This window comes from Mycoplana sp. ABR4_002, assembly GCF_056159645.1.
In genome coordinates this window covers 309,283-323,278 of the sequence record NZ_JBSWVO010000002.1, presented here as the reverse complement: position 1 = coordinate 323,278, position 13,996 = coordinate 309,283, and the positions used below count along the sequence as shown (strand labels likewise).

Here is a 13,996-nt window from a genome sequence, read left to right as displayed (position 1 = left end):
ATCGCCAGTCCGCGCTACTCCTCGCCGGCGTCCGGCTGCCTTTCCCGCAGGGCGCGCAAACCGCGCCGGGCGACCTTTTCGTTCAGCGTGCGATGGGGAATGCCGAGGCTTGCCGCCGCCCGCGCAGTGTTGCCGTCGCTCTTTCGCAGGGCCTCGGAAATCAGGTTCGCCTCGAATGCGGCCAACCGGTCAGGCAGTGCCAGGTTTCCGGGGACCGTTTCCTTGTCCTCGGCGGGTCCGGCCAGTGCCTCCAGGCCAAGGGCAAAACGCTCGGCCCGCGCTTTGAGCTCACGGACGTTGCCACGCCACCGCTCCTCGCACAGACGGGCGATCAGCTCGGGCGGAAGCGGGCGCTCGGCGCGACCGTAGCGCCGGGCGGCAAGCGAGGCGAAATGTCCGAACAGCAAGCCGATGTCGTCTCGGCGTTGCCGCAGCGGCGGAATGCCAACCTCCACGGTAGCCAGCCGGTAGTACAGATCCTCGCGAAACCGGCCGGCGGCAATATCGCCGGACAGATCGCTCTTGGCCGCGGCAACGATGCGCACATCGACCGGCCGCAGGCGGTTTTCCCCGAGCCGCTCGATCAGCCTCTCCTGGAGCACCCGCAGGATCTTTGCCTGGAGGCCGAGCGGCATCGATTCGATCTCGTCGAGGAAGATGGTGCCGCCGGCCGCATGTTCGAACTTGCCCTCTCGCTCCGAGATGGCGCCGGTGAAGGCGCCTTTCGCATGGCCGAAGACCTCGCTTTCGAAGATGCTCTCCGGCAGTGCGCCGCAGTTGATCGCGACGAACGGGCCGCCCGCCCGGCTGCTCTGACGATGCAGGGCCCGGGCCACCAGCTCCTTGCCCGTTCCCGTCTCGCCGATGATCAGCACGTCGATGTCGACCGCCGCAAGCGTGGCGATGCGGCCGCGCAGATCCAGCATCGCCGGAGCGTCGCCGATGATCGCTTCCGCGCTCCCGTCTGCCCCGACAAGATCCCGCAAGCGCGCGATTTCCTGCTTCATTCGCCGCTTCTCCACGGCCTTGTCGAGCACCGAGAGCAATCGGTCGGCATCGTAGGGCTTTTCCAGGAAGTCTTCCGCTCCCTGTTTCATCGCCTGCACGGCGAGGGACACGTCGCCATGGGCGGTGATGAGGATGACCGGCACGTCACGCTTCTTTTTCACCGAGTTCAGCAGCGTCATGCCGTCAATGCCGGGCATGCGCACGTCGGTCACCACCACGTCCGGCTCCGCCTGCAGCAGCACTCGGAACGCGTCCTCCGGACGATGGTGGGCATCGACGGAAAAGCCGCTGACGGTCAACCAGTCGGCGGCGGCCTTCAACAGGTCGCGGTCGTCATCCACGAGCAGCACACGACCGCGGGTCATTGCGCGGCCTCCAGGCCGACCATGCTGCGGGTGCCCAGCGGCACCGAGATCACCGCGCATGTCCCGCCGCCCTGGGCCTCGACGAAGCGGATCTCGCCGCCGCATTCCCGGACGATGGTCGTGGCGATCGCAAGACCGAGTCCCAGCCCCTCGCCGGTAAGCTTCGTGGTGAAGAACGGCTCGGCGATCCGGTCACGGTGCTCCGGCGCGATCCCCGACCCATTGTCGATGACCGCAATATCGACGCGCCCGTCGCCCTGTGTGCGCCTGACGACGATGGAAGGGTCGGGGCGGCCCTCGACCGCATCGAGCGCATTGAGCAGAAGGTTCAGCATCGCCTGTTCGAGCTTCAGCGCCACGGCGACCACCACGGGAGAGGGCGCTTGCGCCTCGATCACCGGCGTCACGCCGACCACCCTGGCGCGCGGCATGGCGAGATCCACCACGTTGCGGATGACCGTGTCGATCACCACCTCCTCGAGGTCGGACGCGTCCTTGCGGGCGAAGGTCTTCAGGTGCTTGACGGTGCGCTGCATGCGCTTGACAAGCGAGCGGGCATCCATGAGCCGATCGCCGACCGCATTCGCCCGTTCCTGGCCAGCCAGCACCCCGGCCGTCGCCAGCGTGGCGTCGAGCGCGGCAAGCGGCTGGCTGACCTCGTGCACGATCGCCGTGGACATGCGGCCGAGCGCAGCCATCTTTTCCGAATGGATCAACCCCTCCTGCGCGCGGCGTAGTTCCGCCTCCGTCTTTTTGCGCATGTCGATCTCGCAGGCCAGGTCCTGCGTGCGCTTGGCCACCATGCGTTCGAGCAAGTCGCCCTGGCGCAGCCGCATGCGGATCAGCAGGGCGCGCTGATGGACGAAATAGAGGATGCCGGTCGCACCCAGGCAGGCGATCAGCGCTGCCAGCGCCCAGAACCCCGCGAGTTTTGCCGTATCCTCCATCCTGGTCGCAGCCAGCACCCGCCAGCCGTCCGGCTCGACGGGGGCGAATTTCGCAAGCAGGTGCTGGTCTCCCTCGGCCATGCGAAGAGCCGGTTCCCCGGCCGCGTCCGCGGGGATGGGCATCCCCTCCGGCAAGATGGGCCTGGTCGCCATCAGGTCGGCGCCGTCATAGGTTCGCTCCTCGGCCAGGCGCGCGGTAGCCTCCGCGCTGAGCGGGGCCAGTGGCCGGTACTTCCAGTCCGGGTTACCGGAGAGGAAGACAATGCCCCAGCGGTCGGCGATCGCCGTCTGCACGCCTGCGGCCTCCCAGGTCAGTTCCAGCGGCAGCAGATCCGCCTTGACCACGACGACGAGGGCCGGCTTGCCGGCTATGTCGATCCGGGAGGCGAGAAAGTATCCCGGCTTTCTGGTCGTTACCCCGATCGCATAGTAGCGTCCGGCGCCGTCGCGCAAGGCGTTGCGAAAATAGGGGCGGAAGCTGTAATCGTGTCCGACGAAGCTCTCGGGCGTCGCGTGGTTGCTTGCGGCGAGCGTGATGCCGCGCTCATCGAGCACGTAGAGTTCGGCCGGTCCGGCCTGCCTGACGATCGATTCCAGATAGTCGTTGGCCGCCGCCAGCTGCGCCGCGCCTGGTTCGCCCCCTGCCAGCGCCCGGATGCGCGCATCCTCGCCGACGACGGCGGGCAGGTAACGAAAGCGCTCGACTTCGGTCCTGATCGCCCGGTTGGTCAGGACGAGGCTGCGCTGGAGCTGGCTCTCCAACGCCCCGATCGCGACACCGCTCGCCAGGTAATATGCGACGAAGGGCACGACAAAGGTCACGACCAGCATGGCGACGGTGATGCGACCGATGGCACGCGTCATTCTCGGTTCAATCCGGCTCTGGGTCCTCTCATCCATTGACTCTAGCGTCACTTCCACACCGGGAGAACAGGAGAATCGCACGTCATTTCGGCCGATGTCATCTCGGTCTATCGTTGCTGTCCGGCCGCGGGTTGCCCGGCGGCACAAGGCCGAAGCACCACAGGCTCGCCGCGGCGCCCGCCGATTTCCCGGCAACCGTTCGCATCGCAGAGCGTCCAGCCGGAGAGTGTCGCCCCGGAAGCCGCCAGCACGAGTTCGGTCAGCGGCGGCAGTTGCGGCTCCCACACCCACCAGCCCCCCTCCCGGCGCGCATTTTCGCCAGGCTCCATGCCGGCGCCCGAGCCCTTCACCCGCGCTTGCTGCAGGACCAGGCCTTCCTCCGTCACCGTCCAGCGCTCCTGCCACTCGGTCTTCTCCACCGAGTGGACCCAGCCGAGGGTGAACAGGCCGGCGGCAACGGCGATGGACTTGCCGCCGGCGATGCAGAGCATCAGGCTCATGCCGGTCGTGGTCTCGACGCCGACTGCGCGAGCTTCGCCGCGCGCGCCTTTCTCCAGATCAGGGCGACGAAGGCGGCGCCGAGCGCAAAACCGATCTCGTCCGTCAGCGGCAGGGCTACGAGCAGCGTAAAGGCCGCGGCGGCCGCGAGCGCCCGGTCGAACATCGCAAGCGGCACGGCGGCGAAACCGATCACGGCTGCCCCCCAAAGCCCGATCGCCAGCCCCGTCTTGATGACGATGTAGGCGACTGCGGCGGGATAGCCGAGGGCAGCAGCGACCGGGCCGCCGTCCTGGAGCATCAGCGCCGGCGAATACACGGCCATGAACGGGATGACAAATCCGGCGGCTGCGACCTTGACGGCCTCGAGCGAGATCCTGAGGCCGCTTTCGCGGGCGATCGGAGCAGCGGCAAAGCAGGCGAGAGCGACGGGCGGCGTCAGGTCGGCAAGGATGCCGAAGTAAAACACGAACATGTGGCTGACGATGAGCGGCACGCCAAGCTCGAGAAGGGCCGGACCGGCGATCGAGGAGGTGATGATGTAGTTCGGGATCGTCGGGATGCCCATGCCGAGCACGAGACAGGTCACCATGGTCAGCAGCAACGACAGGAACAGGCTCTTGCCGCCGACCGAGACGATGAACTGGCCGAAGGTGTTGGCCGCCCCCGTCAGCGTCATCGTGCCGATGATGATGCCGACGAGCGCGCAGGCGATCGCCACCGGCAGCGCGGTCTTGGCCCCTTCCGCCAGCGCATCGCGGCAGACCGCGAGTGTCTCCCGTCCGCCCTGCCGGAAGGCATTGGCGAGGATCAATAGCGCCAGCGCTGCGACGACGACCTCGATGCCGAACTGGAAGAAGGCGGCGGCGACGAGGCCGAGGCCGATCCAGAAGATCACCCGGACCGCCGTCGAGGGGAGCCCGAGCGCGACGGAGCTGCCGAGGATCAGCAGCGTCGTGAAGCCGAGGCCGACCGTGCCGGCAAACAGCGGCGTGTAACCGGAAAAGAGCAGCCAGACGAGCGTTGCAAGCGGCAGGAGCAGGTACCAGCCCCTGGTAATCGCCGCCCGGGCCGAGGGCAGCTCGGCCTTCGGCAGGCCGAGCAGTCCGCGCTTGCCGGCCTCCAGGTGCACCATCCAGAAGGCCGAGGCGAAATAGAGCATCGCCGGAATGAGCGCGGCCTTGACCACTTCGTGATATTCGACGCCCAGGGTCTCGGCCATGATGAAGGCGACCGCGCCCATGACCGGCGGCATGATCTGGCCGCCCATCGAGGCCGTGGCCTCGACGCCGCCGGCAAAGGCGGGACGATAGCCGAACCGCTTCATCAGCGGGATGGTGAACTGGCCGGTGGTGACGACGTTGGCCACGCCCGACCCGGAAATCGTGCCCATCAGGCCGGACGAGATGATCGACACCTTCGCCGCCCCGCCGCGCCGCGCGCCGACGAGGCTGAGCGAGACGTCGTTGAACAGCTGGATCATGCCGGCCTTTTCCAGAAAGGTGCCGAACAGGATGAAGAGAAAGATGTAGGTCGCCGAGACCAATGTCGGAATGCCGTAGATGCCCTCTGTTCCGTAGGCCATGTGATCGATGACCTGGGAGAAGTCGTAGCCGCGGTGGTTCAGCGGCGAGGGCAGGTATTCGCCGAACAGGCAGTAGCCGAGGAAGATGCCGGATATGATCGGCAACGCCGGTCCCATCAGTGTCCAGGCGGCCGCAAAGACGACGCCGATAGCGATCACCCCGAAGACGACGTCACGCGGAAGCGGATCGCCCGCGCGCACCAGCAGGTCCGCGTATTCGTAACACTGGTAGAAGGCGACGGCCGCCCCCAGCAGCGACAGCCCCCAGGCGATGGCGCGCACCGGCACGCTCTTGCCCGACATGGCGGCCAGCAGCGGGAAGATCAGCACCGTGACAAAGCCCACATGGATCGCGCGCACGAGCTGGCTCGGCGGGTCGAGCAGGTGGGCGGCGGTGGCAATCTGGAAAAGCGAAAACAGAAAGGCGATCGCAAAGAGCAGGCGTCCTTCCGGCGTCGCGGGAAAAGCGCCTGCGAGCGCGTCATGCTTGCTGAGGTCGACGGCCGTAGCGTCGGTCGGTCCATTGGTTTCGTGCATCATTTCCTCCCATGCCACCTGCGTGTGCAGGCGCCATGCGGCGGTCCTCGTCCGCCGCATGGCTGTCCCGTGCCGTCAGAGCAGCCCCTTTTCCTTGTAGTAGCGCTCGGCGCCCGGATGCAGAGGAACCGGCATGCCCTTGGTGGCGTCCTCAAGGCTGATCTTCTCGGCCGCCTTGTGCGCGGCCACCATGGCCGGGAGGTTCTCGAAGAGTTGCTTGGTCATCTCATAGGCGGTCTCGTCGGAGACCTCCGAGTGGGTCACAAGGAAGTTGACGACGGCGACCGTCGACACATCGCTGTCCTGGCCCTGGTAGGTGCCGGCCGGCACGGTTGCGGCGATGTACGGCGCGCCCAGCTTCGTTGCGATCTCTTCCGGTACGGCCACCATCTGCACGTCGAGCGACGTCGCCAGGTCCTTGAACGACGAGACGCCGAGACCGGCCGACTGCAGCGTCGCGTCGAGCTGGCGGTTCTTCATCAGCTCAACGGATTCGGCAAACGGCAGGTACTCCGTCTTGCCGAGGTCGTCATAGCTCATGCCGGCCGCGGCAAGGATAGCGCGGGCATTGAGTTCCGTGCCGGACTTCGGCGCGCCGACCGACAGGCTCTTGCCCTTGAAGTCGGCCAGCGTCGTGACGCCGGAATCCTTCGAGGCCATGATCTGGATATAGTTGGGATAGATCGCGGCAATGCCGCGCAGCTTGTCGAGCGGCGCCTTGAAACCGGCTTCCGTGTCGCCTTCCCAGGCCAGCTTGACCGAATCGCCGAGCGCAAAGGCGATTTCGCCTCGTCCCTGCTGCAGCAGGTTAAGGTTTTCGACCGATGCCTTGGTCGCCTGAACCTGGGTACGCGCGCCATCGATCTTCTCGCCATAGATCTTCGACAGGGCGACACCGAGCGGATAGTAGACACCGGACGTGCCGCCGGTCAGGACGTTGATAAACTCCTCAGACCGCGCAGTCGTGGCCGACGCGGCAATGGAGATGCTGGCGAGCGCCGCGATCGCGACGCGCTTCATGACATGGTTCATGGAATTCCTCCCGTTCTGCATCTTGACGCGGTCTCTTCCACCCGCGCCATGGACATGATTGCAAGTGTCGGGCCAAATTCAAACCATTGATTTATCTGGCGGCCGAGAATCATCGGCGGGAACTCAGGCAATGTTTTGCCACGCATCGGCGGCGCTCCGGCAAGTTCTTGCCGGCGCGACCGTGGCACAGCGCCCGCTTCTGGGTCACGTCAGCGCCTTCATCACCCCGCACGGTGCACGTGGTCGCCGACCGAAGCCTTGGAGGGCAGGAGCAGTCGCATCGCGTTCAGCGTCACCAGAACCGTGGCCCCCGTGTCGGCAAAGACGGCGATCCACAGGCCCGTCACGCCGAGCACGGTGGTGACAAGGAAGACGGCCTTCAGTCCGAGCGCGATCGCGACGTTCTGGCGGATATTGGTCATCGTCGCCCGGCCGAGTGCGATCGCGCGGGCGACATCCAGCACCCGGTTGCCCATCAGCGCCACGCCAGCCGTCTCGCGCGCAAGGCCGGTGCCCGACCCCATGGCAATGCCAACGCTGGCTGCGGCCAGCGCCGCCGCGTCGTTAATGCCGTCGCCGACCATTACCGCGCGGCGCCGCGCGGCCAGCGCCCGCAGCGCCTCAAGCTTTTCCGCCGGCAGCAGCCCACCGCGCGCATCGTCGATGCCGAGCACCCGGCCGATCGCGGTGGCGGTCACGGGATGGTCCCCGGAGAGCATGACCGTCTCGACGCCAAGGGCCTTCAGCGCCCGGACGCCGTCCTCGGCGTCGTCGCGCGGTTCGTCACGCAGCCCGACGACACCGATCGCCTGCCCATCGGCAACGACGACGGCGATCGTGTTCCCGGCTTGCTCCAGGGCCGTGATCTTCACGGCCAGTGCCGGACCGATCGCGCCTTCCTCCGCGGCAAAACGCGGTGCGCCGACGAAAATCCTCCGTCCGTCGACCTGTCCGGAAACGCCGCGACCGGCGAGCGTCCTCACACCGGCGGCGAAAGCGTGTGAAAGACCGCGCCGTTTCGCCGCTGCGACGATGGCCTCGGCCAGCGGATGGCTTGACCCCGTCTCGACCGCCGCGGCCAGTGCCAGCAGGCTGTCTTCCGATCCTTCGGACGCATGAACCTCCGTCACGGCGGGACGGCCCCTGGTCAAGGTGCCGGTCTTGTCGAAAGCGACGATGTCGGCCCTTGCCAGCATCTCCAGCACCACACCACCCTTGACGAGGATGCCCGCGCGCGCGGACGACGTCAGTGCCGAGGCGATCGCCGCGGGCACCGAGATCACCAGCGCACATGGGCAACCGATCAGCAGCAGCGCCAGACCGCGATAGATCCAGGTATGCCAGTCACCGCCGTACAGGAGGGGAGGGGCGAGGGCGACGGCCAGGCCGAGCGCCGCGACGAGGGGCGTGTAGATGCGGGCGAATCCGTCGATGAAGCGCTGGACCGGGGCCTTGGCATCCTGCGCCTCCTCCACCAGCGCGACGATGCGGGCGATGGTGTTGTCGGCGGCAACCTTCTCGGCCCGGATCTTCAGCATCGCGTCGAGCGTGACCGATCCGGCAAAGACCCGCTCGCCCGGCCCGCGCGAGACGGGGATGCTCTCGCCGGTGATCGCCGCTTCGTCGAGATGGGCGCGCCCTTCGACCACCTCGCCGTCCGCGGCGACGTGATCGCCGGGCCGGGCCAGCACCACGTCGCCGGGACGAATCGTCGAGACCGCGACCTCACGCACGATCCCGTCCTCCTCGACGAAGGCGCGATCGGGAACGAGCGAGGCCAGCGCCTCGATGCCAGCGCGGGCGCGCCCGGCGGCATAGCCCTCCAGCACCTCGCCGGTGGCGAACAGGAAGACGACGACGGTCGCCTCGGCCGGTTCCCCGATGAGGACGGCGCCGACGACGGCGATGGTCATCAGCATCTCGATGGTGAACGGTGCACCGGCCAGAGCGGCGGCAACCGCCCGGCGTGCGACGGGAACGGCGAGAAGGACAGCCGCCGCGACAAACAGGTAGTGACCGAACTGCGGCGACAGCCAGCTGACAGCGAAAGCCGCCGCGCTGACGAGGCCACCGGCAAGCGCATGCAGGCCCTTCCAGGTCCGCCAGAATGCGACCCGCTGCGGCCGCGGGGCAGGACTGTCGTCGACCAGCAGTTCCGCACCATAACCGAGGCTCTCCAGCGTGCGGCAAACGGCCGATGGTCCCGTCTGGCCCTGGTCGAGTTCAACGGACAGCAGCTCTCGTGCGAGCGAGACGCGGACGTCCGACACTCCAGCCAGGCCGGATACCGCGGTGCGGATCGTGCTGGCGCAGCTGGCGCAATCCATTCCCGAAACGCGAAAACGAAGATGGCGATCGCCCGCCCCCAGGTCGCTCGGGCGGTGCGCCCTTCCGGCCGCGCAACCGGCGACATCAGATGCCAGTCCTGTCGGCACAGCCACGCCATTGAGACCGTGGTCATGGTCGCAGCAGCCGCCATGCGCGGTATCCGGCAGAGGTAAATCGTCGCCGGCGGGCCCGGATCGCGGCTTGCTGTGCTGGTCGTCCATTGCAAATCTCCCTGATTTGCATCACCTATAATTCCTGTAGTGACTATAGGTTCAAGCGGAAAATCCCATGGAACGCGTCTTTTCGATCGGCAAGCTCGCCGAGGCCAGCGGGGCCAAGGTCGAGACCATCCGCTACTACGAATCGATCGGGTTGCTGCCGGCGCCGGAGCGCAACGCAGGCAATCAGCGCCGCTATGGCGCGCGCCACTATGACAGGCTCGTCTTCATCCTGCACGCCCGCGATCTCGGCCTTTCGATCGAGGCCATACGCCAGCTGATCCAACTCGCGCAGCATCCCGACCTGCCGTGCCACGAGGCTGACGAGATCGCCAGCCGCCAGCTGGACGACGTTCGCCAGCGGATCGCGCGGCTAAGGCTGCTCGAAGCCGAACTGGAACGGACCCTGTCGAGCTGTGGTCATGGCACCATTGCCGATTGCAAGGTGATCGAGGCGCTGGCGCAGTGCGGCGCCTGTGAGCGGCACCATCGCCCACCCCGCTGAAGTCTGCAGCAGTGCGGCCGGCCTGCGGCCTACAGCGACGACATCGCTGGCGTTGGAGGCTTCGGACGCAGAGACCCGTCGGCTGATCGATACGCTGAAACGCTGGGATCCGGAAACACCTTCCTAGCGGCGGCGGTGACCGTGGCGCGAACTGTGGCAGCAGGTCAACCCGCAACATGAGAGTGAGGGCAGTTTCGCTGCCAACCGGCGCAATGATCGACCTTGCCAGACGGCAAGGTCACGCCATTGTCTGCTGGCTGCGCTTCACAGCCGCGGGGCGAAAGCTGTCAAGCTGACCGTGAATGATCTGCTTGAAGTCGACCAGCATCATCTCCGCCTCGTCCGCGGGAAGCGTGATCGCCAGCCGCACCATGCTGCCGGCCAGTTGGAACAGCAAAAAGACGAGCCGCCCGAAACGCTCGCGGTCGCTCTCCGCCAGGAGGTGGCGCGACATCGCACAGAACAGATCCGCCTGCCGACGGGTCTCGACGATATCCATGTTTTGCAGCTCCTTGTCCGCCTGGATGGCGTTGAGGAGATCCTGAATTGCGGGATCGCCGGCGACGCGCAGATAGTAGCCGTCGAGGATCGCGTCGGCTGCATCGCGGACCCCGGCCAGATCGCACACACCACAAAGGCTGGATTCGATGCCGCCCCGGGTTGCGGCGCTGTACTGCTCGTACAGCATGGCGATGATCGCCGACTTGTTCGGGAAATATTGATATACGGAGGCGATCGGCCCGCCGGTGAGCGAAGCCACCTCGCGCATCGTCATGCCGTCGATGCCCTTTTCGCCGATCAGGGCCATCGCGACCCGTAAGATTTCCTCGACGCGCTCGCGGCTGCGTTCCTGCTTGGGCTTGCGTCGCAGGCGCTGCTCGAGATCGCCGGCATCTGCCATCATGCCCCTTATTCCTCCCTTCAACGTACAACGCCGGCCAGGTGCATTGGTTCCGGACCATCAGACCTGCGCAACGCTCGGCCGCCGACCCGGAAACCGTCGCGGCCATTGTGTTTCCCGACTTGCTCTTCCCGCATGTCATGAGCCATTACGATATTTTCTCACTAAATCAGTGCAAGCTTAAGGAATATTCTCGTTTCGGCTCCGATTTTTCTCATGACGACGGTCTCGGATGGCGGGCGGAGCCCTTCGGAGCGACGCTTCATTTTTGGCGTTGACAACGGCGCCGTCAGTCATCACTTTCGCTTATCTGATCAAGTATCATATTTCCGAGGGACCGGCTTATGATACAGCGCCTGGGGCTGGCCAACCGGGACAACCTGCTTGTCGCGGCCATATCGACCGTCGACGGCATGCGTGGCGCCGGGGCAGGCGCGACGCCACTCCCGCTCGCCCAACTTCCCTTCTACAGGTTCCGGAGAATTGTCGAGCCGTTCCGGCTGACGCAGGACCGCTATGGCAAGGGACACGACCGTCTTTTCGGACTTTCAGGTCGTAGGCGCGCTCATCGCAACCCTGGTCGCCAGGCGGACCGCACACAGGGCAGCGACGATAGCACCATCGACCGCCGGCGACCCTTGTGGTCGCCGGCCGCCTTCCCGTCGCCCCGGCGGCAGCACTCCGCCCGCAGCGGGCCGCAGGCTCTGCTGGTCGAAAACGCCGTGGACAGCAGCGCATGAGCCATGGCGCGAGCGCTGCCTGGACCAACTGGTCGGGAAGCGTTATCGCCTCGACGGCAACCGTCGCGAGGCCGCGTGGCCTGGCCGAACTCGTCGATATGATCAGGACGGCTCCGGGACCCGTTCGCATCGTCGGCGCTGGCCATTCCTTTACTCCACTCGTCGAAACGGCGGGTACGATCCTCGATCTCGATCGCTTCCAGGGCCTTGTCTCTCATGACGGGGAGGCACTGCGCGCAAGCTTCGGTGCGGCCACGCGCCTCGGTGACCTGACGAAGCTGTTGCATGGCCTCGGGCAGGGGCTTCCCAATATGGGCGACATCGACAAGCAGTCGATTGGCGGGGCATTGGGCACCGCGACCCATGGCAGCGGTCTGTCGCTTGGCGCCTACCATACCCAGCTCGCGGCCCTCGAACTGGTCGACGGCCGCGGCTCGGTACGCCGTTTCACCGTCGAGCACGACCGCGAAGTGCTCGAGGCGATCGGTGTGACGCTTGGTGCCTTCGGCGCGCTCACCGAAGTAACACTGCAGAACATGCCGAGCTATCGGCTGCGCCGTCGCCGGTGGGTCGTGCCAATTGGCGAGATCCTGTCTGGCTTCGAGGTGTTCATGGCCGGCCACCGCTCGGCCGAATTCTATTTCATTCCTTTCTCCGGGCACGCATTGCTGATCGCGAGCGACCTATCGACCGCCGACGTGATGTCGCGGCCGCCCGAACAGGACGAGGAAGGCCTCGCAACGCTGAAGGCGCTGCGCAACTGGCTCGGCTGGTTTCCGATGCTGCGCCGGATCTTGATCGGCATGGCCCTGTCGCGCGTCCCGCGCGAAGATTACGTTCAGGACTGGCTCAACGTCTATGCCAGCGATCGCCGTCGCAAGTTCAACGAGATGGAATACCACCTGCCCTTCGAGGAGGGGCCGAAGGCGCTGGCCGAAATCATCGCCCTGTCCGAGCAACGCTTTCCCGAGGTCTATTTTCCGATCGAGGTGCGCGCGGTCGACGCCGACGACTTCTGGCTCAGCCCATTCTACCGGCGCAAGACTTGCTCGATCGCCATCCATCACGACGCCAACGAGAATCCGCAAGCCTTCATGACCGCGGCCGAGGCGATCTTCCGCCGCCACGGCGGCCGCCCGCACTGGGGCAAGATGCACAGCTTGTCCGCCGCCGATTTCGCCTCGATCTATCCGCGTTGGAGGGACGCCATGGAGGTGAGACGGGCCTTCGACCCGGACCAGCGCTTCATCTCACCCTACCTCGCCCGGCTTTTCGGACTGCCATGATGAAGCACGACGCCTACTTCGGCATCCTGTCGGCCGCGCTCGAGGAGGCCGGCATCCACCGCCCGGTGCTGCTGCTCGACCTCGACCGCCTTGACGCCAACCTCGCCTTTGTCCGCAACGCAATGCGCGACGGGCCGGCGCTTCGCATCGTTGACAAATCGCTTCCCTCGCTGCCGCTGCTGATGCACGTGATGGAAAGGATCGGTTCCAAAAGGATCATGACCTTTCACCTCCCGGTGACGAAGGCCGTCCTTTCCGCCTTGCCGGACGCGCACGCGCTGTTCGGAAAGCCGATGCCGGCGGCGGCCGCCGCGCAGACCTTTGCGGCCGCCGGCCCGGAACAGACGGCCAGCCTCGCCGAGAGAGTGACCTGGCTGATCGATACGCAGGAGCGGCTCGCCCAGTACGCGGTCCTCGCCCGGACGATCCGGCGACCACTGCGGCTTGCCTTCGAAGTCAACATCGGCATGCGGCGCGGCGGCTTCGAGACGCCCGGCGCGCTCGCAAGCGCCCTGCGCGCACTTGCGCGCGAAGAGCTGCTTCGTTGCGACGGGCTGATGGGATACGAGGCGCACGTCTCCGCCGTCCCCCGACTGTTCGGCGGCCCCGACGCCGCTCTGCGAGAAGCCCGCCGGAAGTTCCGAGCCTTTGTCGAGTGCCTGGCGCCGGAACAGCGCTCGATCTTGAACACCGGCGGCAGCCACACCGCGCTCTGCTATGGGCAGGAACGGACGGCAACCGATGTCTCAATCGGCACGGCGTTCCTGAAACCGGCAGGCTTCGACGACCCTGCACTATCAGCGCTTGTTCCTGCGCTGTTCATCGCCACCCCGGTGCTGAAGGTCGTCGAGCCGAGATTGCCCGGCCCGGCCTTGATCACCGGCCTCGCGCGGTTGCTCGGGCGACTTCCGCGCAAGGGCTGCTTCGTGTACGGCGGCAAGTTCATGGCCGAACCCGTGCACCCGCCTGGTCTGCGAGGCAATGCGCTGTGGGGGGAGTCCTCCAACCAGCAGATGATGGGCCTGTCCGACACTTGCAGGCTGGCGCCGGACGACTTTGTCTTCTTTCGCCCGACCCAGTCGGAGGCCGTGCTGCAGCAGTTTGGCCCCCTGCAGTTGCTGGCAGGCGGTCGCATTGTCGGGGAATGGCCGGTCCTGCCAACCGGTTGACGCAGCATGCCGC

Annotated in this window: 10 protein-coding genes; 3 read left to right on the top strand and 7 right to left on the bottom strand. The window is 66.4% G+C overall.

Going from position 1 to position 13,996, the window contains the following annotated elements; all coding sequences use genetic code 11:
* Positions 1 to 14 precede the first annotated feature (14 nt).
* From ACXAGF_RS21730 to ACXAGF_RS21705, 6 genes are all read right to left on the bottom strand, one after another.
* A complete protein-coding gene (locus ACXAGF_RS21730; RefSeq protein ID WP_475019624.1) occupies positions 15 to 1,373 on the bottom strand; it encodes a sigma-54-dependent transcriptional regulator in 1,359 nt (452 codons plus the stop codon).
* Positions 1,370 to 3,184, bottom strand: coding sequence for a sensor histidine kinase (locus ACXAGF_RS21725; protein WP_475019623.1), 1,815 nt, complete (start codon positions 3,182 to 3,184; stop codon positions 1,370 to 1,372). Before ACXAGF_RS21725 ends, ACXAGF_RS21730 begins: the two co-directional genes overlap by 4 nt.
* Positions 3,185 to 3,291: 107 nt before the next feature.
* Positions 3,292 to 3,684, bottom strand: coding sequence for a DUF1850 domain-containing protein (locus tag ACXAGF_RS21720; RefSeq protein WP_475019622.1), 393 nt, complete (start codon positions 3,682 to 3,684; stop codon positions 3,292 to 3,294).
* Positions 3,681 to 5,807 (bottom strand): TRAP transporter permease, encoded by a 2,127-nt coding sequence (locus ACXAGF_RS21715; RefSeq protein ID WP_475019744.1) that lies wholly within the window; start codon positions 5,805 to 5,807, stop codon positions 3,681 to 3,683. Before ACXAGF_RS21715 ends, ACXAGF_RS21720 begins: the two co-directional genes overlap by 4 nt.
* Before the next feature lie 72 nt (positions 5,808 to 5,879).
* Positions 5,880 to 6,824, bottom strand: a complete 945-nt coding sequence (locus tag ACXAGF_RS21710) for a TAXI family TRAP transporter solute-binding subunit (RefSeq protein ID WP_475019743.1) — start codon at positions 6,822 to 6,824, stop codon at positions 5,880 to 5,882.
* A gap of 233 nt (positions 6,825 to 7,057) precedes the next feature.
* Positions 7,058 to 9,385, bottom strand: a complete 2,328-nt coding sequence (locus ACXAGF_RS21705; RefSeq protein WP_475019621.1) for a heavy metal translocating P-type ATPase — start codon at positions 9,383 to 9,385, stop codon at positions 7,058 to 7,060.
* 67 nt (positions 9,386 to 9,452) lie between these two features.
* On the opposite strand from ACXAGF_RS21705, the gene ACXAGF_RS21700 reads away from it, so the two are divergent.
* A complete protein-coding gene (locus tag ACXAGF_RS21700; protein ID WP_475019620.1) occupies positions 9,453 to 9,887 on the top strand; it encodes a MerR family transcriptional regulator in 435 nt (144 codons plus the stop codon).
* Positions 9,888 to 10,125: 238 nt separating this feature from the next.
* Here ACXAGF_RS21700 and ACXAGF_RS21695 read toward each other — a convergent pair whose 3' ends face one another.
* Positions 10,126 to 10,788, bottom strand: coding sequence for a TetR/AcrR family transcriptional regulator (locus ACXAGF_RS21695; RefSeq protein WP_475019619.1), 663 nt, complete (start codon positions 10,786 to 10,788; stop codon positions 10,126 to 10,128).
* Between the two features lie 736 nt (positions 10,789 to 11,524).
* Here ACXAGF_RS21695 and ACXAGF_RS21690 point away from each other — a divergent pair.
* Together ACXAGF_RS21690 and ACXAGF_RS21685 are read left to right on the top strand one after the other, a co-directional pair.
* Complete coding sequence (locus tag ACXAGF_RS21690; protein ID WP_475019618.1) at positions 11,525 to 12,814, top strand: D-arabinono-1,4-lactone oxidase; 1,290 nt, start codon at positions 11,525 to 11,527, stop codon at positions 12,812 to 12,814.
* Positions 12,814 to 13,983, top strand: a complete 1,170-nt coding sequence (locus ACXAGF_RS21685) for an alanine racemase (RefSeq protein ID WP_475019617.1) — start codon at positions 12,814 to 12,816, stop codon at positions 13,981 to 13,983. The genes ACXAGF_RS21690 and ACXAGF_RS21685 overlap by 1 nt, the downstream gene beginning before the upstream one ends.
* The last annotated feature ends 13 nt before the right edge of the window (positions 13,984 to 13,996 follow it).